Genomic DNA, 21,337 nt, shown 5'->3' with positions numbered 1-21,337 from the left:
TGAAATCATCTTAGAGCCTTTTTTATGAAGATAAAGTATAAACTAAAACATGGTTAGGAGTTAGTTTATACAGTGTTTTTAATAGGTAATTGAATTGTGAAGATTGTAGCGTCGTTGGATTGAACAGAAATATTACCATTGTGCAATTCTACGATAGACTTTGTAATTGCGAGACCTAAACCATTACTACTCTGATCATTGTTTAATTTATAAAATCTTTCGAAAATGTGAGACATATCTTTATCACTGACTGCGCCCTCATTTTCGATGGTAAAAATTATATTGGATGCTTCTATTGATAGATGTATCTGGATTAAGCCATATTGTGGTGTGTATTTAATGGCATTGATGATAAGATTGCTCAACGCTTGATGAATAAGTCTTTCATTTCCTAGGAAATATACCTCATCTAATTCTGTCATAATTACTAAATCTTTTTCTTCAATATGGAATTGCTCATGTCTGACAATATCTTTAATTAAATCATTTAAGTGGATGCGCTTATCTAAAGTTAAATGTTCTGCGTTATCTAATTCAGATAGTAATAATAGTTCTTGCGTTAAATCACTGACTTGAGTAGTAATATTAAATAGCTCATTAACATGCATTTGTCTTTCTTCTTTACTTTTAGATAATTGTAGTTGAGTTAATATACTTTGAATGTGTGTGAGTGGAGTTTTGATTTCATGAGATACATTTTGGACAAAATGTTGTCTCATTTCATCTACTTGTCCTAAACGTTTGCGCATTGTATCAAACCTTGATTGTAAGGTGCCAATTTCATCTTGACGTGTTTGATTGATAGGAGTTTGAAAATCGCCTTTCATCAGTCTATGGGTTGCACTTTTCAGAGCAGAAACGGGTTTAATAATTGAATACGTAGAAGCAATAACTAATGAAATTGAGATGACAAGTAATAGCCCAAGTAACACGGCTAAAAATATTCTAAACTCACTAAATGTTTCACCAATATCAGGACGCATAAATACTGCAACTGGTTTATCGTTAGATTTAAAGCGTAAGCCTACCGTGTTATCCGTTTCATTATCGAAAAAACCTGTGACAAATAATTCAAATGGCTTATTTTTAATACCGTGATAATTTTTACCATTCATTACAGATTGAATAGCAGATTGTGGTAATGTATCTCGACGGAATGGTTCTCCATAAAAATGTTTTGTACCATGATTATCTACAGTAAGTATTTGATAATTCATATTTCCCAAATGTTTAAAATAAGAGGAGAGTGATTGAGTGTTTTGTGCGTTTTCATAATTGCGTGCTTCTTTTAAGGTTTTCATAATTTTAGCATCATTAGAGGCTTTTAAATTAAAATGATAATAGATATTTGTAAGGACAAAGCTTATAAAGGCGCTAAAAAGTATCACTGTGATGGTATAGATTGCAATTCTAGAATAAAGTGTTTTAAACATCTTGATTCACCTTATACCCTTGTCCACGGACCGTATGTATTGAAATTGATGCACCTAATCTAGACAACTTTTGACGCAGTCTTTTAATGTGTACATCAACAGTTCGATCATCTCCTTCATAATCAAAGCCCCAAATCTTTTCAATGATGTCATTTCGAGTGAAAATGTGTTTTGGATTAGACACTAATAAAAATAATAATTGGAATTCTTTATTAGGAAGATTTATCGTTTTAGCATCAACGCTTATCTCCATATATGGTTGATTGAGTGTTAAATTTCCAAGTTTAAGTTCAGACTCAGCATTAATTTGATATCTTCTTAACACCGCTTTGATTCTAAATAGTAATTCTTTCACCTCAAATGGTTTAGTTACATAGTCATCTGTCCCGCTTAAGAAAGCACGTTCTTTATCACTTAAAGCGTCTCTTGCCGTTAACATAATAACGGGTATATCATAATCCTCTTTTAAAGTTTTACATAATTCGAAACCATTTATGCCATTCATCATAATATCAACGATAGCTATGTCGACATTCTCTTTTTCAAGAAAATGAAGTGCCTCCTCACCACTTAAAAAAGCGTGTGTTTCAAAATGTTCATTTATTAGATGAGATTTTACATAATCTAATATTTTTCGATCATCATCAACAACTAAACAGCTCGCCATCATCTTTTCGCTCCTAAGTTTTTTATTTATTATACTATTTCCAATTTTAATTTAACATATCGAAGTTCGTTCATATTCAGTTCACATTCACTTCTTAAAATTCTTGTGACAAAGATAAAGGAGTGACTATAAATGAATTTAGCATGGAAGGAAATTAAATTTTATAAATTCAGATTTATACTTATAATGCTTATCGTATTTTTAATGTCTACGATGGTTTTATTTATCAGTGGGTTGGCTCAAGGACTTGCCAGGGAAAACATTTCTCTATTTGATCACCTTAAAGGGAACCAATTTATTATTCAGAAAATGAAGGAACCACAACTAGAAAAATCTTCATTAAACTCTAAACAACAATTTAAAATAAACAAAATCGTTAACGAGCAACCAATAAAAATGATGTCAAAAACTTTAAATATAAAAGGTAATGAAGAAAATGTCGTTGCATTAAACTATACGACCGAAAATAAATTTAATCTAAAATCTGGAACATACCCAAATCATAAAAATGAAATTGTAGTGAATGAAAAACTTATCGCAAAAGGGATTAAAAAAGGAGATAAAGTGAAGTTCACAAAAGAAGGTAAGCCATATAAAGTCGTAGGAATTCTTAAAGATGCTATGTATTCGCATAGTAATGTGATTCTTATGAATCAAAACGTATTTCAAAATAAAAATAATGGTGTGGCTTCATTTTATTCATTGAGTCATTTATCTAGTAAACAGAAGCATGAAATCAATTCAATTAAAGGTGTGCAACATGTAAAAGCACAAGAATTAACGAATCATATTGCTAGCTACAAAGCTGAGCAAAGTCCATTGAAAATGATGATTTATAGTTTATTTATTATCACAGCAATAGTATTAAGCGCATTCTTTTATGTAATGACGATACAGAAAATTTCCGAGATAGGAATACTTAAAGCTATAGGCATTTCCACACCACATTTACTTATTTCATTAATCGTTCAAATTTCAGTAATTACTCTGATTGGTGTAATTATATCTGAAGCTTTAATTATATTAATAAATCAAATTTTACCGGTTACAATGCCATTTCATTTAGAAGTGAGCAACATGTTAGTTGTATTAATAATATTTTTATTCGTTGGTTTAATTGGCGCGTCACTCTCGTTCATTAAACTTTTAAAAATTGATCCGATAGAAGCGATAGGGGGAAATGAATAATGACATTAATGGTAGATAATATTGTTAAAACTTTTGGAGAAAATGAATCTGAAACGCAAGTTTTAAAAGGAATCAATTTTGAAGTTCAGGATGGAGAATTCGTTATCTTAAATGGTGCTTCTGGTTCCGGCAAAACTACATTATTAACGATACTAGGCGGTTTATTATCACCTACATCTGGTAAACTCATCTATGAAGAAAGCCCTTTATTTAATAACAACAACAATACTAAAATGAGGCTCAACGACATCGGCTTTATATTTCAAGCGTCATATCTCATCCCGTACCTCACTGTAGAAGAACAACTGATCACTGTTGGTAAAGAAGCGGGAATGTCTAAAAGAGAAGCAAAGTTACGGGCTAATGAATTACTTGATGAGATTGGTTTAACACATAGGGTGAAAAGCTATCCCTATATGTTATCAGGTGGAGAAAAACAACGTGTAGCGATTATGAGAGCGTTTATGAATCATCCTAAAATCATACTAGCTGACGAACCTACCGCAAGTTTAGATGCAGAGAGAGCTAGAGATGTCGTAGCAATGATTAAAGAACAGATTAGTGACAAACGTATGATTGGTATAATGATTACACATGATGAAAGTTTATTTAAATATGCAGACCGTGTTATAGAACTTTATGACGGTAAAATAATCAACTAATAAAAAGAGCGAGGTAACGTTAGTCTACTTGAATAGTAGTTTTCGTTATCTCGCTTATTCATTTCTTAGACGATGATCATGCGTATAAGACTTACCCAAAAGATAATCGCAAAATAAATAGTTAGAATTACTTTATATTGATACATTAATCCTAAAAAATCTTTGATAAGCGCTATACTGAAAAAATGATAGGGTGTATGGCTCCCGAGACCATAGAATTCTAAACCTACTTTATTAGCAAGACGCAATGATCTTAAAATATGGAATTGGCTTGTAACACATAAGAATTGTGCCCGTCTTCCAAAAAGTTCTTCTATGATTGGCTTTGAATATTGAAAATTGGTATACGTATTAGTAGATTGTTCTTCCATTAGAATACGTTTCTCCGGCACACCCTTCGCGATGAGATAGCGTTTCATTGCTAGCGCCTCAGTAATGGGTTCATCGGGACCTTGCCCACCACTTACTAACATATATGGAGAATGCTTTTGAGATTCATAAACTTTGATTGCACAATTTAACCGTTCAGCAAGCATAGGAGTGACTTCCTCTGTAAAAATACCTGCTCCTAGTACCATAATTAGGTCTACATTTTTAGAAAATAAATGACTACCATAAGCTGATGACCAAGAAATATAACAAATAAAAGCGAATATAGTACTATAAGCGATGGTGGCGAACCATAAGGCCAATCCATTAATAATTGGGATGTCTACCGTACTAATATATATACATGCTGATAGGAATAACATGATGCGATAAAGGTAAATAAACATGTGTTTCAAAAATAGACGTCCACGTTTAAAGTTAAATAAATGTCGATGTTTAATGAGAATGAATAATGAAGCAATCAACATTAAGCTTGTTAAATCATACGGAATAGTTAAATGAATTAAATGATAAATTGTGATGATAAATCCGATAATAATAGTAGAAATATAAGCTCTTAAATTAAGAGTGAGTGGTTGATTGACATACAAAGATGTAATAAGGATAAAAGCAATGATTGTTAGTATAATTGATATCATGAATGGATTACCTCTACATTTATTGTATATATAATGTAGACTAGCTATTCATAATTAGCAATCTTTTAGCTATAAAATACGTGAGCTCATTAGAGGTTTCAATTTGATAGTATTCTTGCTATTATTTAAAAGTATGAAAAATAATTTTTTTATATAAATAGATAAAATAAATTAGGAGATTCTACATGGTAAGACGAATAGAAGATCATATCATTTTTTTGGAAAAATTCATAAATGACGTAAATACATTAACTGCAAAGCTTCTTAAAGATTTACAAATTGAATATGGCATTTCTATAGAGCAATCTAATGTGTTGAATATGTTAAGTAATGAATCATTAACAGTGAGTCAAATTACTGAAAAACAAGGCGTCAATAAAGCAGCAGTAAGTAGAAGAGTTAAAAAATTATTAGATGCTGACTTAGTTAAACTTGAAAAAACAAATGCCAATACTGACCAACGCTTAAAAATTGTAATTTTGTCAGAAAAAGGCAAAGAATATATTGTAAAAAGAAAAGCAATCATAAGTAATATTGCTAATGATATGACAAGTGATTTCTCAACAGAGGAAATAGAAAAAGTTAGACATGTTTTAGAGGTCATTGATCATCGTATCAAATCGTTTAATTCTAAATTATAAATATTCTGAGAATTAGACTATACACTGAATCATTGATAGGAATATAATGAAAAGTGTAAATTATTTTATGTATTTAGGACTAATTATGTATTTAACTTAAGCTGTTTTATTAATATAATTCGAATAAGTGCGTAAATGCTTTTTAATTAAAATAAAATGAAAACTACATATATTAGAAATTGTAATTTTAAATCAAAATCTGTAAAATAAACCAGGTGGATAAAATAATTATATAATATAAAAATTAAGTGAATGTAGTGTGGGAATAAGAGGTGATATAATGAATCAATGCCCAAACTGTGGACATACAGTTAGTGGTGATAATGAAAGCTGTCCAAATTGTGGGCAATCATTATCAAGAAATAAGAAAAGAAAAAATAAAACTAAACAGCAATCATCTCAATCGCAAAATAATAACGCTACGAACCTCAAATTACGTAGAATTGTTCCACTAGGAATCGTCTTTTTTATTTTAATACTTATTGTGGTTTTATTTTTCCTATTAAAGAACTTTAATTCTCCAGATGCACAAGCTAAGATTCTTGTTAATGCAGTAGATAATAATGATACGCAAAAAGTAGCAACTTTATTAAGTACTAAAGATAATAAAGTAGATCCAGATGAGGCGAAAGAATATATTAAATATATTAAAAACGAAGTAGGTATGAAAAGTTTTATTAGTAATATTCGAGAGACAGTGGACAAATTGAATAAAAATAATTCAAGTGTCGCATCGTATATCCAAACGAGAAGTGGTCAAGACGTACTGAGAATTAGTAAAAATGGTACGAGATATTTGTTCTTTGATAATATGAGCTTTACTGCACCCACGAAGCAACCAATTATTAAACCTAAAGAAGAAACAAAATATGAATTTAAAACAGGTGGTAAACGCAAAACTGTCATTGCAGATGCACACAAGAATACACCATTAGGTGATTTCATACCGGGTACTTATCACATGCCTGCTAAAAAGATTACTAAGAATGGTACATTCAATGGCTATTTAAATTTTGATTTTAGAGAAAGTAGTTCTGAGACAGTAGAAGCTTCGGAAGATTTTGATCAAACCTATTTAAATATCAAATTAAAAGGTGCAAGTAAATTAAGTGATAGTTCAGAAAAAGTAAAAATTAATGATCGTGAAATGTCATACTCAAATTCTAAAGAGTATGGTCCGTATCCGAAAACGAAAGATATTACTATATCTGCCACAGGTAAAGCAAAAGGTAGAAAATTTAGTTCAGAAACCAAAACAATTAGTGCTGATGATTTAAAAAATAATACGACTGTGACATTAAATTTTGAAAGTGATAAAATCAATAGTTATGTTGAGAAAAAAGAAAAAGAAGAGAACAGTCTCAAAAATAAATTAACGGAGTTCTTCAGTGGTTACTCAATGGCGATTAATTCAGCTTTTAACATGAATAATTTTGATTTTATATCAAGTTATTTTAAAAAGAATTCTTCTATTTATAAACAAATGAAAAATAACTTTGCAAATCATACAACTGTTTCAATGCTATCACCACAAGTAATAAGTGCGAGTAGAAGCGGAGATAAAATTAAAACCACGATTCAACAAATTGATAACTCAGGTAACTTTGTTAACAAAGACTATGAACTAGAAATTGACTCTGATAATAGTAATATGCAACTCACAAAAGGTGATGAATAAAAGCCAAATGCAAAATGCATTTGGCTTTTATTATAGCTATTTAGTAATATAATTAATTATCAGGAAAAGCTTAAGAAAAAAGCTTGATTTCCTTTTAAATGTATAAAGGAGGCTTCACTTTGGAGCAATCACAACCCAAACATCGCAATTCCCTATTATTTATCATCATTTTAGGTGCACTTACTGCTATAGGTCCATTGTCAATTGACATGTTCTTACCAGGTCTACCTAACATTAAGAATGATTTTCATACAACAGCATCAAATGCTCAATTAACAATTTCATTTTTCATGGTGGGATTAGCATTCGGTAACTTGTTTGCTGGTCCTATTTCCGATTCTAAAGGTCGTAAAAAGCCTCTTCTTATTGCGATGGTTATTTTCACGCTGGCAAGTTTAGGAATCATTTTTGTTACGAATATTTGGGTGATGATTATATTACGTCTTATACAAGGTCTAACTGGTGGGGCAGGTGCAGTCATATCCAGAGCAGTGGCAAGTGATAAATACTCAGGAAATGATTTAACCAAATTCTTATCACTTCTAATGTTAGTTAACGGTGTTGCACCAGTTATCGCACCAGCACTTGGGGGATTGATACTAAGTTTTACTGGTTGGAGAATGGTCTTTATTATATTGACCATTTTCGGTTTGCTTATGTTCATAGGAACACTCTTCAAAGTTCCAGAATCCCTTGAAAATGAACACCGTGTTAATAGCAACATTGGCACAATGTTTAAGAACTTTAAAGATTTATTTGCTACACCAAGATTTGTATTACCTATGTTGATACAAGGCGTGTCATTTGTTTTATTATTTACTTACATTTCAGCCTCACCATTTATTGTTCAAAAAATATATGGATTTTCACCTTTACAGTTTAGTATCATGTTTGCATCCATAGGTATTACTTTAATTATTTCAAGTCAACTGACAGGTAAGTTAGTAGATTACTTTGATAGACAATCTATACTTAGAATGATGACTGTAATCCAAATTTTAGGTGTCATCATAGTAAGTATGACATTAATCAATCATTGGAATTTCTGGTTATTAGCGTTTGGCTTTGTAATACTTGTAGCACCTGTAACAGGTGTAGCAACACTTGGTTTCTCTATTGCAATGGATGAAAGTAAAAGTGGAAAGGGGAGTTCTTCAAGTCTTCTTGGACTATTTCAAACATTGTTAGGTGGACTGATGTCTCCGCTCGTAGGTATTAAAGGGGAAAATGATCCAACACCCTACATTATTATTATTGTTATAACAGCTATAATTCTGATTATATTACAACTTTTAAATAGACGCGTATTTAAAAAAAGCTAAACCGTTTAAGATGATTTAATAGCAGTCTACTTCAGAGTTATAATTAACTTCGAAGTAGACTTTTTTCATCTTCAGTTTAGCTTTAAATGTTTACCTTTGCAGTTTAATAGTATTTGCGAGTAAGACTTCTGCTATGACTTTTGGAGACTCTACACAACCACGTCGTAACCAATCGATAATAATACCGGCTTGACCTCCTACAGAATAAACAACAAACATGTGTTTATTTTGAATTGAGGTTTCATATCTATTCATCACCTTTTCATAACAACCTCTAGTTTCATTAATATAATCCAAAGCAATATCTTTATTAGGATGAGTAATTAATGTTGCTTTATAAAAAGCTTCCCTACGTTTGATATAACTTGCAACAAGTAAAAAGAATTTATACATTTTCTTTTGATCTTGTTTAATGCTATGAAAGTCATGATAAAAAGAATTAAGTAAAGCTTTATATTTATTGAGATGATAATTTTGTATACGTTCTAATAAATGATATTTATCTTGAAAATGATCATAAAAAGTTGAGCGATTTACGTTACTATATGCACAAATCATTTTGATAGTAATGTCCTCAAATGGATATTCTTCAAGTAATTCAATAAGACTTTGAATGATTTTATATTTAGCACGTTGCTTCATTGTTTCACCTGATTAATTTTTTTATATAAGTTTTTATCCAACACAATTATAAAAATTGTTGGTGTTATTTTTAGATTCACATCTCTATAATAGATAAAGTGAATTTTAAAAGCAAATAGGAGGATATATTCATGAAGAAAATGGTATTAGTGAATGTCATTACTATCATTGTCTTAGTAGTTATAGGTGTTCTAGCTTTCTGGTTCTGGAACAATGCGACTAGCTACGTAACTACTGACAACGCAAAAGTAGACGGAGATCAAATTAAAATCTCAAGTCCAGCTTCAGGACAAATTAAATCTCTTGATATTAAACAAGGAGATAAACTTGATAAAGGTGATAAAGTAGCTGAAGTTTCAGCACAAGGTGAAGGTGGTCAATCTAAAGATATGAGCATCAAAATGCCTCAAAAAGGTACTATCGTAAAAACTGATGGTATGGAAGGGTCTATGGCTCAAGCTGGTAACCCAATCGCTTATGCATACAATTTAGATGATTTATACATTACTGCTAACGTAGATGAAAAAGACATTTCTGATGTAGAAAAAGGAAACGATGTAGACGTTGATATCGACGGTCAAAAAGCTTCTATCAAAGGTAAAGTTGAACAAGTTGGTGAAGCAACTGCAGCTAGTTTCTCATTAATGCCTTCATCAAACAGTGACGGCAACTACACTAAAGTGTCTCAAGTAGTGCCGGTTAAAATTTCTCTAGATTCTGAACCATCTAAAAATGTTGTTCCAGGTATGAACGCTGAAGTTAAAATCCATAAAAATTAAGGGGGTCATTTTATGACAGCGACCTTCATTATTGTTTATATTGTTATAGCGCTCATACTTATTGGTCTTATTAATGTTTTTCTTTCTAAATCTAGGAAAAAAGCAAAAGGTCAAAAAGCGGAACAACGTTCGACTAAGGATTCTAAGAATCAAAGTTATCAATCTAAATTTAAAGCAAGTGATCTAGATAAACAATCTGAGTCTAACAATGCTTCAAGTCATGTCAGAAATCATTCTGATAATATCGAAGATGATAAAAGAAAACATCACTTCGAATCTACTAAAGAGGGAGATCAAAGATCTTCTAATGCAACACATTCAGAAAGTAGATATGATGACTATCCTGGTTCTTTACGTCGTTCAGATCAACATGAAGAAGAAAACGTAGAGAAACACGATAATCAAAATAATCATTCTACAGAATCAAATGAAGAATCAGATGAAGTTTTAAATCCTATTAACCCTAATTCTGTAGAAGGTAGAGTTAATGAGAAGATTAAAAACCAAGAATCTAACTTCATTTTTGGTAAAGGTATTTCAAGAGGTAAGATTTTAGCTGCAATGTTATTTGGTATGTTTATTGCGATTTTAAACCAAACATTATTAAATGTGGCATTGCCTAAAATTAATACTGAATTTAATATTTCTGCATCAACTGGACAATGGTTGATGACAGGTTTCATGTTAGTCAATGGTATTTTAATTCCAATTAGTGCTTTCTTATTTAACAAATATTCGTATAGAAAATTATTTATTGTGGGCTTAGTGCTCTTTACGATTGGTTCACTTGTCTGTGCGATTTCGTTTAACTTCCCAATTATGATGGGAGGACGTGTGTTACAAGCCATTGGTGCAGGTATCTTAATGCCATTAGGTTCTAACGTTATTGTAACGATTTTCCCACCTGAAAAACGTGGTGTCGCAATGGGTACAATGGGAATAGCTATGATCTTAGCGCCAGCCATTGGTCCAACACTATCAGGTTATATCGTTCAAAACTATCATTGGAACGTCATGTTCTACGGTATGTTCTTTATCGGTTTAGTTGCAATTATTGTAGGTATGTTTTGGTTTAAACTTTACCAACGTACCACAAATCCTAAAGCCGATATACCAGGAATTATCTATAGTACAATAGGTTTCGGTGCTTTATTATACGGTTTCTCCGAAGCTGGTAATAAAGGCTGGGGTTCTACTGAAATTGTAACAATGTTTGTTATTGGTATTATCTTCATTGTTCTATTTGTAATTAGAGAGTTAAGAATGAAGGCTCCAATGTTAAATCTTGAAGTATTAAAATATCCAACATATACACTGACAACAGTTATCAATATGATTGTAATGATGAGTTTATATGGCGGTATGATTTTACTTCCTTTATATTTACAAGATTTACGTGGCTTCTCAGCATTAGACTCAGGCTTACTCATGCTTCCGGGTGCCTTAGTCATGGGTGCTTTAGGTCCTATAGCTGGTAAGCTATTAGATACTATAGGTATTAAACCATTAGCAATCTTTGGTATCGGTATTATGACTTATGCTACATGGGAATTAAGTAAATTGAACTTAGAAACGCCATATCTTCATATTATGGGCATATATGTATTGCGTTCGTTCGGTATGGCATTTATTATGATGCCTATTATGACAGCAGGTATGAATGCTTTACCTGCACGATTGATCTCACATGGTAACGCATTTGTTAATACAATGAGACAATTAGCAGGTTCTATCGGTACAGCTATATTGGTAACAGTAATGACGACTCAACAAACCAATCATGTTGCAGCATTCGGGGATGAATTAGATAAAACCAATCCTGTTATCCAAGATCATATGCGTGAATTAGCACAACAATATGGTGGCGAATCAGGTGCATTAAAAGTGTTATTACAATATGTTAATAAACTTGCATCTGTTGAAGGTGTTAATGATGCATTTATCATTGCTACTGTTATTAGTGCTATTGCATTAATCTTAAGCTTATTCTTACAAAGTAAGAAAAAAGCAGAAGCGTCAGCTAAAAAAGCTAACGCAGAAGATAAAACAGCTCACCAAGAATAAAAACTAATTAAGAGATAAAAATGTGTTGTGGGGACACTTAGAGCCACTTACAATCGGAAGATTGTTAGTGGCTCTTATGCATGCGCGAGAGCGCAGGCGAACCGCTTTAAACTATTAATACGAATAAAAGGCCAATCCAGAACTTTTAATCAAGTTCTGGATTGGCCTTTTGCATTATCTTATACGTGCTAGTCGATTACGGAAGAATAAACTAATGAATAAGAGTGCAATACTACAAGCAAGTAAAATGAGTGCATTATGTATTGCATCAGCTTCATTAATTACTTGGTCTGGAGAAACAGTTAAATAATATTGTTTAAGAGATTCAGAAATTTTTTGCGCAATTGTATGAATAATATAGCTAAAATACAAAGTAATCAGTAACATAGCTGCTAAAATAAATAAATTGAAAATCTTCAATAAAGTTCTATTAAGAATAATTGTAATTACAGTAATAAACATACTAACTAAACAAAGAATAAAGAATATATTAAACACCATTATGAGGTTATCTATAGATTTTTGTAGATCATCCATATTGCCCAAATTAATATTTAAATTACCGATTTTAGTTAGAGTATCTTGGAAGTTTTGAATTTCATGGAAATTAATTGTTTTATTAGCGAAAGCAAGGTTAAAAATAGGTTGTTTCAACATACTATAACCTGTTATAGCAGTTAAAATGAGTATGATCAGATGGATGATAATACTAACCCATGAACGCTTTTTCTTCCCATATCTTTTGCCTCGGTGTATTTCTTGCTCATGAAATTGAGCGTTGAAGTTACTTGGATTTTGATTAGGTTCAGACACTAAGATGCCTCCTTTAATTTTGCTGTCCTATATTTATCATTTTCACTTTATGTTTGTTATAATTGGCTTTATTCAAGACATATACGCGCAAACATAAAGTGGTTTAAGATTCATCTAACTCATATAATATTATATCTTTTTTAGAAAAATGAATATAGCACTTTAAACAAATTGTTTTCTAAATTTAAAATTTGAAAAGAGGTAGGTCAAGCAAGCTATGAAAAATCGTTTAATGAATAGAGTAGTCAATAAATATATACTTCATAACAGATCAATATTTTTCGAAAATGACGATGAGGTAGAGCAATTTTTAGAAAAAAGAAGAGACGAAAATAGTAAAAAACATAAACAACCCTCATCATTAAATGTAAAAGCAAATCTTGATAAATTATCTTTAGGGGATATGCAAGTATTCAGATTTAATTTCAGACATGAGTCTAATAATAAAATTCTGTATTTACATGGGGGATACAATACATTGCAACCCTCACCATTCCACTGGAGATTGTTAGATAAATTAGCATTAAATACATTACATGAAGTTGTGCTACCTATTTATCCTAAAGCGCCTGAATATCACCTAGAAGATACATACAACGCGATTAAGGAAGTTTATGATGAATTAGTAGCTGAAGTTGGTGTTGATCATATCGTCATCATGGGAGACGGTTCAGGTGGCGGATTAGCTATGCGATTTGTACAATCCTTAATTGAGGAAAATGAACCTGTTCCAAGTAAACTATTCTTAATTTCACCACTTTTAGATGCGACACTATCAAATAAAATGATTACCGAAGACTTAGAAGACGAAGATATATTAGTAAGTCGATTTGGTGTGAATGAACTTATGAAAGTATGGTCTAATGGTCTACCATTAACGGATAAACGTGTTTCACCACTCTATGGTGAGCTAAGAGGATTACCTCCTGTATACATGTATGGAGGAGGCAAGGAAATACAAAATCCTGATATGAAAGAGCTCGCACGTTTACTAGAAGATTATGGTCAATATGTTGAGTTTAATGAATACCCAAAAATGGTGCATGATTTTCCATTATATCCAATAAGACAATCACATAAAGTCATCAAACAAATTACGAAGGCTATTCGGAAATAAAGAACAAGGACTTTGGTTAAATCAAACTACCAAAGTCCTTGTTCTTTATTGTTATTCTATTATCGAATTAATATGTGTGACAATAAAATTTTGTCCCTTTAAATAGTAAAAAGATGCCATAAAATCATCAAATTGACGTGGTATGTCAGTAAAATTACTAAAAGTAAATTTCTTTTCTAAGTTTTGATCTTGAACATATTTTTCAAAATTATTATATTGAATAAGAAATTCTTCATCGATTTGGTTCTCATCAATAAGCGTAAATATTTCATCAATCGCAAACTTTTGTCCTTGTAAATAACTCATATGAATTGCTCGTTTAAAAAGTTGAGATGCAGGCCCATTGATGACTAATTCTTTCTGATTGTTTAACTCACTCAACTCAAATTTAACGTCATCTTTCAAATCTATAAGCTCGTTTTTTATACGTTTCCTAGTAGGCATAACTATTCTCCTTTCTTAGGTATACCAATGCGATGTCCTATTTGTTTAGGCCACTCAATTTTTTCCTGTTCTAAATCATAAGCTTCTATAATTTCCATATATTTCTCAGGAAATGGTGCAGAGCGCCGTTGATTCTTGTCGATACCCATCATCATTACTTCATTTGTAGCAGCTATAGTTCCATCTTCATGCAACATTCTTAAAAATAAGTGCGTACGTTTATAATCATAGTCGTAAAGGTATAATTCTACAGTGAATGACTGATCAAGAGACAGTTCTGCTAAATATGTAGTATGTGCTTCTATTGTAAATACTGTAAATTGACTTTCTTCTCTTTCTTTAAGAGATAGCCCATGACTATAATTAAACTCATTAATTACATCGCTAAAAATTACATTATAATATGCATCATGCATATGGTTATTATTATCAATCAAATCTTCAGTTACTTTTCGTGTTACAGTAAATGTTTTAGACATCTCTTATCCCCCTTGAATATAACTCTATCTTACTAAATTAAATTAACACATACACGTGATTGATTTCATGATAGAATGTAACTGAGATAATTGGAGGGGGAAGTAAGATGATAATGACCGTAAGATATCAATCTTTAACACAACCTCTTACGGAAGTATCAAATATTCAAGACGTCCCTAGTGATGCGACAATTATTTGGTATGATTTTGAAAATGCTTCAAATAAAGAAAATGAATTTCTAAGAAATAAATTCGATTTTAACTATTTAGAAATTGATGATGCTATTACAGGTATACCACGAGTTAAATACAAAGAATATAAAGAATATCAATATATGATTTTTCACAGTATTATTGATAAAGATTATTCACCCATCGCATTAAATGTATTTCTTCAAAATAATATACTTGTCACGTATCATCATAAACCTTTTCAATCTTTAAAGAGGGTCGCCGAATATAATGCTGAAAACCATGATTCAGAATTAGATTGCGCGGATATAGTGATACATATACTTGATAGTATGGTAGATAAATATTTCGATTTCGTATATGGTATTGAAGATAAAGTTTATAATTTTGAAGCTCGTCATGTTGATGATCGCTATAGTAAGAATGTGATGGAAAACGTTTTTCAGTTACGTTCAGATTTGATTAAAATTAAACGAGTTATGTTTCCAATGCAAGAAGTTGTTGATACGATTAAGAGTGAAGGTAATATCATTAAAGATGCTAAACACTCAATGTACATTCAACATATTGATGACCACCTTATTAAACAGAGAAATGTCATTAGAACAGCTCAAGAAATGACAAATGAAATTCGAGAAAATTATGAGTCATTCACCTCATTTAGAATGAATAGTATTATGCAAATACTCACACTTGTATCAGTTATTTTCTCACCTTTAACATTTATAGCTGGTGTTTATGGAATGAACTTTGATTATATGCCAGAGTTAAAATGGCATTATGCTTATTTTATATGTTTAGGCGTAATGCTTGTGATAACAATTGTTTTAGTCGTCTTTTTCAAAAGGAAAAAATGGTTCTAAAACTTTAACAAAAATATTTGAATTTAAACAAAGGAAGGTATTTCAATGAGTGATTCACTGAGAGAACAAAGAAAAAATGAACATGTAGAAATTGCTATGTCTCAACATGATGCGCCTCAATCTGATTTTGATAAATTAAGATTTGTTCATCATTCCATTCCTAGCATTAATGTCGATCAAGTTGATTTAACAAGTCATACTTCTCACTTTGATATGCAATCCCCAGTGTATATTAATGCGATGACGGGCGGTAGTGATTGGACGAAGCAAATTAACGAAAAGTTAGCAGTAGTCGCTAGAGAAACTGGACTAGCAATGGCGGTGGGATCTACACATGCTGCTTTAAGAAACCCTAAAATGGCAGATACATTTAACATTGTAAGACAGACTAATCCTGAGGGTATGATATTTAGTAATGTTGGTGCAGATGTGCCTGTTGAAAAGGCGTTACAATCAGTTGAATTACTTGAGGCACAGGCGTTACAAATTCATGTGAATTCACCACAAGAATTGGTTATGCCAGAAGGTAACCGTGAATTTGTAACTTGGATGGATAATATAGAAGCTATTGTGAATCGCGTGGATGTACCAGTAATTGTTAAAGAAGTTGGGTTTGGTATGAGTAAAGAGACCTTTAAGTCTTTAGCTGAAATTGGCGTTCAATATGTAGATGTAAGTGGTCGTGGTGGAACGAATTTTGTTGATATAGAAAATGAACGTCGTTCAAATAAAGATATGGATTACTTAACCCAATGGGGGCAATCGACAGTTGAATCTCTACTTGAAAGTACAGATTATCAAGATAAATTAAATGTATTTGCAAGTGGTGGGTTACGTACACCTTTAGATGCAGTAAAAAGTTTAGCCTTAGGTGCTAAAGCTGTTGGTATGTCTAGACCATTTTTAAATCAAGTAGAGCAATCAGGTATTACTAATACGATTGAATATGTAGAATCTTTCTTAAATCATATGAAAAAAATTATGACGATGTTAGATGCTAAAGATATTGATTCACTTACTCACAAAGATATTGTATTTAGTCCTAAACTACTTTCTTGGATTGAACAACGTGGCTTAGATATTCACAGAGGCTAAAGTTTAATATATAAAATGTACGAAAATATAAATTAAAGGCTGAAAGAAGGCTTCGTTACGAAGCTTTCTTTCAGCCTTTTTTAGTTTAATTATATGCACGATTGTTTTCATGCTATTAGACGTTACGTATTAACTAAAAAATTGTATAAAGCTCATTACAATAATAACGCCGATTAGATCTATTAAAAATGCACCAACTATAGGAACTACAAGATATGCTTTAGGTGAGCTACCATACTTTTTAGTAATAACGTCAAGGTTAGCCATTGCATTAGGTGTCGCACCTAAACCATGACCAATAAATCCACCAACCATTACTGCAGCATCATAGTCTTTACCTAGTCCTCTGAATAATACGAAGATAGAGAATAGTACCATGAAGACGACTTGTATCAATACAATGATGATTAAAGGAATAGCGAGTGAATAAATTTCGGTAAGCTGAATACTCATTAATGCTAAAGATAAAAAGATACCAAGTGAGATATCACCAATTTGGTCGTTAATTTTTAAATCAACAATGTTTAATCCAGCAAATTCTGATACATTTCGAATGATAACGGCAACAAACATTGAACCAACATACATAGGAATGTTGACGCCAGTCATGTGAGTGAATGTATCTCCGATATATGTCCCTAAAGCCATACAAAATACTAGAATTGTAAATTGAATGAAAAATATTTGTGTTGGTTTAAATTTATTATGAAGTGATTGGTTATATTCTACTTCACCATAATTCTTATATGATTCATCACGATGTTCTGGAGTAAGGTTATATCGTTTTATTAAGTATTTAACAACTGGTCCGCCGATTAATCCTCCAAAAACAAGACCTAGTGTTGCGGCAGCAAGTGCTGCGGTTACAGCGGAATCAATACCCATGTCTTGGATTGTTTTACCGTATGCAGCTGCATTACCATGTCCACCTTCCATTGACATAGAGCCAGCAGTTAACCCTAATAAAGGCTGGATATTTAAAATTTTAGCGAGAGATACACCTATAATATTTTGACATATCGCCATGATTCCACAAAACATGAAATAAAGAAGCATGACTTTACCGCCAATTTTAAACAACTTTAATGATGCGCCTAAACCAATAGTAGTGAAAAAGGCCAACATAAAGAAATCTTGTATAAATGATGCATCGAGTTTGATTTTAACAATATGTAAAGAATCAAGAATGGCTACGAGAATTGAAAAGAGTAAACCGCCTATAACTGGAGCAGGTATACATATTCTCCTTAATATCGATACATGATTAATGATTGATTGTCCGATTAAATATAGAACACATGCTAAACACAAGGTTGTGATTGCATCTAACTCTATCATAAAAATGCCCCCTTAGAAGTAGTCCCAAAACCTATGTTTAATACTTAATCTATATAATTATGTAAGCGTTATAAAAAGCCATAATAACCATTATACATGTAGAATTTAAATAAATCTAGGAAATCAAATAATATTATTTATATAAATCTAGTATTCAGAACATTTTAATTTGAATTAAATGTAAATTTAACAATAAATTAAAAAATGCACGTTAAATTTACATAATGTTAAAAATCAGTACCTTGCAATGTACAGTAGTGTGTTACTGTTTTAGTTTAAATTATTGTTTAGTAGTAAAGGGTATTTGCTTTGAAGAAATGAGCGAAAAAATGATTCAGGAGATATTAAAGTGAATTAAATACAAAGAAGCGAGGGTGCTCTTAACGAGTTCCTCGCTTTCTAATTATTTCCAAGTATGATCTGGGTTTTGAAAGTCTGATTTACGCATTCGTGATACATAGGGATTTCCTTTGACAGTATAACGTAAGGGTTTATCAGTCCATTCTCCTTTATTTGGGATGCCTATTCTTTCACTTTCAATTATTTCTTTAGGAAATTTTCTGTTTTTAGTATCTATGGATAATCTGCAATCATTTAATGTTGAGCCATCGATAGCTCTTGGTATATTTAAAGCTTTAGTCCATTTACCTGGACCGTTAGTTATCTCATATCCAGTTTTTCCACGATTAGCTTTCATTGCTTCAATACCGTCTTCTGGTTCAATTGCACGAATGAGTACTCCTTCTGGAACACCCTTAGTGCGAGTAACAAAATTAATCAATAAATGAGTATGCATGACATGTGCGTATATGGTCCCACCATTTTTGTATAGTGAGGTGACTTTGGGAGTTTGCTTTCCACCATAACCATGTGCAGCCTTGTCTTTAAAACCTAAGTAGGCTTCAGTTTCTACAATGTAACCAGAATAATATTGGTATTCATCTTGATATATGATTTTAACCCCTAATAAATCTTTTGCTGTTTGAATCGTTTGTTTATTAATAAAGTCCACTGTGATCTCACCTTAGAAATTTATAATAAGAATTCTTTTTGACTTTTAAAATTGAGAAATAAATTTAATTATATATTTTGATTAAACTTATGTTTTGATATACTCAAAATGCTAGTTACTTTCCAAGTGTACTCTTCTTAATTTATCAAAGAGTAAATAAATTTAAAACACTTTTACATAACAGAGCATAAAGGAGATTTAAATATGCGACAAAAAGCGAGATTTGGACAAGCGCTTAAATTATTTTGGTCTAACTATGTGAACTTCAAAGGACGCTCAAGACGTAGTGAATTTTGGTATGCTATGTTGTGGAATTTAATATTTATGATTCCTGGCATCATAGGACTATTTCTTGGGTACGTTTTTATTATTTCTGGTGCAATAAGTAATAAAGAAGGTAGTCTTCTCTTCGGTGGAGCGTGTCTTATTATAGGTGGTTTATGGTATCTAATCTATTTACTCGCAACATTAATTCCCAATTTAGCTATATTAGTGCGTAGATTTCATGATTTGTCACTTTCAATGTTGATACCTATTTGTTTTATTGTTGCCAATTTTATCATATATATCATATCTAATATTATTGTGGAAAATCCTAATACGTCTGAAAATGGATATGCTTTAACTTTTATTATGATATTAAATATATTCATCTGGGTTTTCTCAATTTATGTTTTAGTGATGACATGTTTAAATAGTAAAAAAGAAACTAATAAGTATGGTCCGAGTCCTAAATTTACAGATTTCAATCATAGTTTAGATGGCGAAAATCATAATCCATTAGATAAAGATGAATAATTTCAAATTTTAAGCGATCTCTTTATGAGGTCGTTTTTTTAGGTAAGGATGTCGTATATAATTGACTATTCATTGTTCATTTTATTATGATAAAAGTAATTATGATTGAGGAAAAGGGGCTGTAACATTGAATAGAGTAAAGCAATATAGAGCACATCAAAAAATATCGCAACTTGCTTTAGCCCGAGCAGTAGGCGTTTCTCGACAAACGATTAATATGATAGAAAATGATAGATATAATCCATCTTTGAAATTATGTATAAACATCGCTAAAGAACTCAATGTCACATTGAACGATTTGTTTTGGGAGGATAAAAATGGTTAGCAAGCTATTTAATGTCAAAGACGAGTATCAACTAGAACAATTTAATCGCTTATTTGCCAAAATAAGTGCCCTTGTATCTATTTTAATGTTGGCTTTGTTATATTTTGAAGCTATTTTTGATGTTGAGAGGTCTTATTTATCGCCTTATTTAATTGGCGTATTGCTTTGTCTCATCGTATTAGCATGTATGTTAATGACAAATGGATATAGTGTAGAATCGAAAGAAATATATGTTAGAAATGAAGAAGAGAAAAAGTGGCTTAAAAAAATGAGTTTTAAAAAACGTATGATAGCTTTCTGTCTCACTAGCATTTATTTACTTTTAGTAAATTTAATCATTGTGCCTTTAGTAACTAAGGGTCATATCTATAGGTTTCAATTATCGCTAATTATTCCATTTGTTGTACCATTTATAAATATGATATCAAGTGATAAAAGGATTAAAGTATCAAAGACACCTACCGCACCAGCTAAGGAAAAGCTGAATACCACAGATAGGTTACTTAATCTAATCTCTCAATACAATTTTAGCGATGAGTATGAACGAATGAGAATAGAAATGGAATATGCCAAAAATTGTATATGGTTATTACCTGCATTATTAATCATATCCATTGTAGATATCATCATTTCAGTGGTTATGCACCATATGCCGTATGCACCTTTGATTACATTTCTTATAATTGTCATTTTTATAGCCATTGCTTTATTCAAAGTACGAAAGATAAAAAAAGCTTAAAATAATAGTGGTCAAAGT

22 protein-coding genes are annotated in these 21,337 nt (G+C 31.4%); 13 read left to right on the top strand and 9 right to left on the bottom strand.

Annotated elements, in window-relative coordinates; genetic code table 11:
• Nucleotides 1-65: 65 nt before the first annotated feature.
• Nucleotides 66-1,433 carry a sensor histidine kinase gene (locus CM54_RS07275; RefSeq protein ID WP_037550197.1) on the bottom strand — a complete coding sequence of 456 codons (1,368 nt, stop codon included), beginning with the start codon at nucleotides 1,431-1,433 and terminating at the stop codon, nucleotides 66-68.
• Entirely contained in the window at nucleotides 1,426-2,100 is a 675-nt protein-coding gene (locus tag CM54_RS07270; RefSeq protein WP_030063514.1) for a response regulator transcription factor, read from the bottom strand. The genes CM54_RS07275 and CM54_RS07270 overlap by 8 nt, the downstream gene beginning before the upstream one ends.
• Before the next feature lie 132 nt (nucleotides 2,101-2,232).
• On the opposite strand from CM54_RS07270, the gene CM54_RS07265 reads away from it, so the two are divergent.
• Both CM54_RS07265 and CM54_RS07260 read left to right on the top strand, forming a co-directional pair.
• Nucleotides 2,233-3,288 carry an ABC transporter permease gene (locus CM54_RS07265; protein ID WP_037550194.1) on the top strand — a complete coding sequence of 352 codons (1,056 nt, stop codon included), beginning with the start codon at nucleotides 2,233-2,235 and terminating at the stop codon, nucleotides 3,286-3,288.
• Complete coding sequence (locus CM54_RS07260) at nucleotides 3,288-3,950, top strand: ABC transporter ATP-binding protein (protein ID WP_023351240.1); 663 nt, start codon at nucleotides 3,288-3,290, stop codon at nucleotides 3,948-3,950. Before CM54_RS07265 ends, CM54_RS07260 begins: the two co-directional genes overlap by 1 nt.
• 65 nt (nucleotides 3,951-4,015) lie before the next feature.
• On the opposite strand, the gene CM54_RS07255 is transcribed toward CM54_RS07260, so the two are convergent.
• The gene (locus CM54_RS07255; RefSeq protein ID WP_037550190.1) at nucleotides 4,016-4,978 is read right to left on the bottom strand and encodes a YdcF family protein; all 963 of its coding nucleotides are present in this window, start codon (nucleotides 4,976-4,978) and stop codon (nucleotides 4,016-4,018) included.
• A 185-nt stretch (nucleotides 4,979-5,163) separates the two neighbouring features.
• Between CM54_RS07255 and CM54_RS07250 the strand changes: the two genes are divergently transcribed.
• The 3 genes from CM54_RS07250 to CM54_RS07240 all read left to right on the top strand — a co-directional run bounded on the left by CM54_RS07250 (nucleotide 5,164) and on the right by CM54_RS07240 (nucleotide 8,619).
• On the top strand, nucleotides 5,164-5,619 hold the full coding sequence (locus CM54_RS07250) for a MarR family winged helix-turn-helix transcriptional regulator (protein ID WP_002453883.1): 456 nt from the start codon (nucleotides 5,164-5,166) through the stop codon (nucleotides 5,617-5,619).
• Between the two features lie 280 nt (nucleotides 5,620-5,899).
• Entirely contained in the window at nucleotides 5,900-7,297 is a 1,398-nt protein-coding gene (locus CM54_RS07245) for a zinc ribbon domain-containing protein (protein ID WP_037550188.1), read from the top strand.
• 98 nt (nucleotides 7,298-7,395) lie between these two features.
• Entirely contained in the window at nucleotides 7,396-8,619 is a 1,224-nt protein-coding gene (locus CM54_RS07240) for a multidrug effflux MFS transporter (RefSeq protein WP_155980156.1), read from the top strand.
• A gap of 90 nt (nucleotides 8,620-8,709) precedes the next feature.
• On the opposite strand, the gene CM54_RS07235 is transcribed toward CM54_RS07240, so the two are convergent.
• The gene (locus CM54_RS07235) at nucleotides 8,710-9,261 is read right to left on the bottom strand and encodes a TetR/AcrR family transcriptional regulator (RefSeq protein ID WP_037550182.1); all 552 of its coding nucleotides are present in this window, start codon (nucleotides 9,259-9,261) and stop codon (nucleotides 8,710-8,712) included.
• A gap of 131 nt (nucleotides 9,262-9,392) precedes the next feature.
• On the opposite strand from CM54_RS07235, the gene CM54_RS07230 reads away from it, so the two are divergent.
• Both CM54_RS07230 and CM54_RS07225 read left to right on the top strand, forming a co-directional pair.
• Entirely contained in the window at nucleotides 9,393-10,040 is a 648-nt protein-coding gene (locus CM54_RS07230) for an HlyD family secretion protein (protein ID WP_002432737.1), read from the top strand.
• Between the two features lie 12 nt (nucleotides 10,041-10,052).
• Nucleotides 10,053-12,104 carry a DHA2 family efflux MFS transporter permease subunit gene (locus CM54_RS07225; protein ID WP_037550167.1) on the top strand — a complete coding sequence of 684 codons (2,052 nt, stop codon included), beginning with the start codon at nucleotides 10,053-10,055 and terminating at the stop codon, nucleotides 12,102-12,104.
• Nucleotides 12,105-12,278: 174 nt separating this feature from the next.
• Here the strand turns inward: CM54_RS07225 and CM54_RS07220 are convergent, their stop codons facing one another.
• On the bottom strand, nucleotides 12,279-12,917 hold the full coding sequence (locus CM54_RS07220) for a hypothetical protein (protein ID WP_037550164.1): 639 nt from the start codon (nucleotides 12,915-12,917) through the stop codon (nucleotides 12,279-12,281).
• Nucleotides 12,918-13,134: 217 nt separating this feature from the next.
• Between CM54_RS07220 and CM54_RS07215 the strand changes: the two genes are divergently transcribed.
• Entirely contained in the window at nucleotides 13,135-14,034 is a 900-nt protein-coding gene (locus tag CM54_RS07215) for an alpha/beta hydrolase (RefSeq protein ID WP_023351247.1), read from the top strand.
• Between the two features lie 51 nt (nucleotides 14,035-14,085).
• Here CM54_RS07215 and CM54_RS07210 read toward each other — a convergent pair whose 3' ends face one another.
• Complete coding sequence (locus CM54_RS07210) at nucleotides 14,086-14,478, bottom strand: hypothetical protein (protein WP_002432953.1); 393 nt, start codon at nucleotides 14,476-14,478, stop codon at nucleotides 14,086-14,088.
• Nucleotides 14,479-14,480: 2 nt separating this feature from the next.
• Nucleotides 14,481-14,957: a thioesterase family protein gene (locus CM54_RS07205; protein ID WP_037550161.1), complete on the bottom strand. Its 477-nt coding sequence runs from the start codon at nucleotides 14,955-14,957 to the stop codon at nucleotides 14,481-14,483.
• A gap of 107 nt (nucleotides 14,958-15,064) precedes the next feature.
• Here CM54_RS07205 and corA point away from each other — a divergent pair, with 107 nt between their 5' ends.
• Both corA and fni read left to right on the top strand, forming a co-directional pair.
• Entirely contained in the window at nucleotides 15,065-16,012 is a 948-nt protein-coding gene (corA, locus tag CM54_RS07200; RefSeq protein ID WP_037550158.1) for a magnesium/cobalt transporter CorA, read from the top strand.
• Nucleotides 16,013-16,057: 45 nt separating this feature from the next.
• Nucleotides 16,058-17,107, top strand: a complete 1,050-nt coding sequence (gene fni, locus CM54_RS07195) for a type 2 isopentenyl-diphosphate Delta-isomerase (protein WP_037550155.1) — start codon at nucleotides 16,058-16,060, stop codon at nucleotides 17,105-17,107.
• Between the two features lie 129 nt (nucleotides 17,108-17,236).
• Here fni and gltS read toward each other — a convergent pair whose 3' ends face one another.
• Nucleotides 17,237-18,445 (bottom strand): sodium/glutamate symporter, encoded by a 1,209-nt coding sequence (gene gltS, locus CM54_RS07190; RefSeq protein ID WP_002453872.1) that lies wholly within the window; start codon nucleotides 18,443-18,445, stop codon nucleotides 17,237-17,239.
• 403 nt (nucleotides 18,446-18,848) lie between these two features.
• Entirely contained in the window at nucleotides 18,849-19,457 is a 609-nt protein-coding gene (locus tag CM54_RS07185; protein ID WP_037550153.1) for a DNA-3-methyladenine glycosylase, read from the bottom strand.
• Nucleotides 19,458-19,661: 204 nt separating this feature from the next.
• On the opposite strand from CM54_RS07185, the gene CM54_RS07180 reads away from it, so the two are divergent.
• From CM54_RS07180 to CM54_RS12355, 3 genes are all read left to right on the top strand, one after another.
• The gene (locus CM54_RS07180; RefSeq protein ID WP_037550150.1) at nucleotides 19,662-20,255 is read left to right on the top strand and encodes a DUF805 domain-containing protein; all 594 of its coding nucleotides are present in this window, start codon (nucleotides 19,662-19,664) and stop codon (nucleotides 20,253-20,255) included.
• Between the two features lie 127 nt (nucleotides 20,256-20,382).
• Entirely contained in the window at nucleotides 20,383-20,580 is a 198-nt protein-coding gene (locus tag CM54_RS07175) for a helix-turn-helix transcriptional regulator (protein ID WP_002453866.1), read from the top strand.
• A complete protein-coding gene (locus CM54_RS12355; RefSeq protein WP_231469424.1) occupies nucleotides 20,573-21,319 on the top strand; it encodes a hypothetical protein in 747 nt (248 codons plus the stop codon). The genes CM54_RS07175 and CM54_RS12355 overlap by 8 nt, the downstream gene beginning before the upstream one ends.
• The last annotated feature ends 18 nt before the right edge of the window (nucleotides 21,320-21,337 follow it).

Origin of the sequence: Staphylococcus sp. TE8 (assembly GCF_000692055.1) — a bacterium.
Taxonomy (GTDB): domain Bacteria; phylum Bacillota; class Bacilli; order Staphylococcales; family Staphylococcaceae; genus Staphylococcus; species Staphylococcus capitis.
Note: the sequence above shows the minus strand (reverse complement) of the source record. Positions and strands in the feature narration are given on the sequence as shown.

Coding starts and splice junctions, on each gene's coding strand:
- CM54_RS07255 (WP_037550190.1), bottom strand. CDS start 4,978: ATGATATCAATTATACTAACAATCATTGCTTTTATCCTTATTACATCT.
- CM54_RS12355 (WP_231469424.1), top strand. CDS start 20,573: ATGGTTAGCAAGCTATTTAATGTCAAAGACGAGTATCAACTAGAACAA.
- CM54_RS07275 (WP_037550197.1), bottom strand. CDS start 1,433: ATGTTTAAAACACTTTATTCTAGAATTGCAATCTATACCATCACAGTG.
- fni (WP_037550155.1), top strand. CDS start 16,058: ATGAGTGATTCACTGAGAGAACAAAGAAAAAATGAACATGTAGAAATT.
- CM54_RS07225 (WP_037550167.1), top strand. CDS start 10,053: ATGACAGCGACCTTCATTATTGTTTATATTGTTATAGCGCTCATACTT.
- CM54_RS07235 (WP_037550182.1), bottom strand. CDS start 9,261: ATGAAGCAACGTGCTAAATATAAAATCATTCAAAGTCTTATTGAATTA.
- CM54_RS07205 (WP_037550161.1), bottom strand. CDS start 14,957: ATGTCTAAAACATTTACTGTAACACGAAAAGTAACTGAAGATTTGATT.
- CM54_RS07180 (WP_037550150.1), top strand. CDS start 19,662: ATGCGACAAAAAGCGAGATTTGGACAAGCGCTTAAATTATTTTGGTCT.
- CM54_RS07230 (WP_002432737.1), top strand. CDS start 9,393: ATGAAGAAAATGGTATTAGTGAATGTCATTACTATCATTGTCTTAGTA.
- CM54_RS07240 (WP_155980156.1), top strand. CDS start 7,396: ATGTATAAAGGAGGCTTCACTTTGGAGCAATCACAACCCAAACATCGC.
- gltS (WP_002453872.1), bottom strand. CDS start 18,445: ATGATAGAGTTAGATGCAATCACAACCTTGTGTTTAGCATGTGTTCTA.
- CM54_RS07210 (WP_002432953.1), bottom strand. CDS start 14,478: ATGCCTACTAGGAAACGTATAAAAAACGAGCTTATAGATTTGAAAGAT.
- CM54_RS07250 (WP_002453883.1), top strand. CDS start 5,164: ATGGTAAGACGAATAGAAGATCATATCATTTTTTTGGAAAAATTCATA.
- CM54_RS07270 (WP_030063514.1), bottom strand. CDS start 2,100: ATGGCGAGCTGTTTAGTTGTTGATGATGATCGAAAAATATTAGATTAT.
- CM54_RS07245 (WP_037550188.1), top strand. CDS start 5,900: ATGAATCAATGCCCAAACTGTGGACATACAGTTAGTGGTGATAATGAA.
- CM54_RS07260 (WP_023351240.1), top strand. CDS start 3,288: ATGACATTAATGGTAGATAATATTGTTAAAACTTTTGGAGAAAATGAA.
- corA (WP_037550158.1), top strand. CDS start 15,065: ATGATAATGACCGTAAGATATCAATCTTTAACACAACCTCTTACGGAA.
- CM54_RS07265 (WP_037550194.1), top strand. CDS start 2,233: ATGAATTTAGCATGGAAGGAAATTAAATTTTATAAATTCAGATTTATA.
- CM54_RS07215 (WP_023351247.1), top strand. CDS start 13,135: ATGAAAAATCGTTTAATGAATAGAGTAGTCAATAAATATATACTTCAT.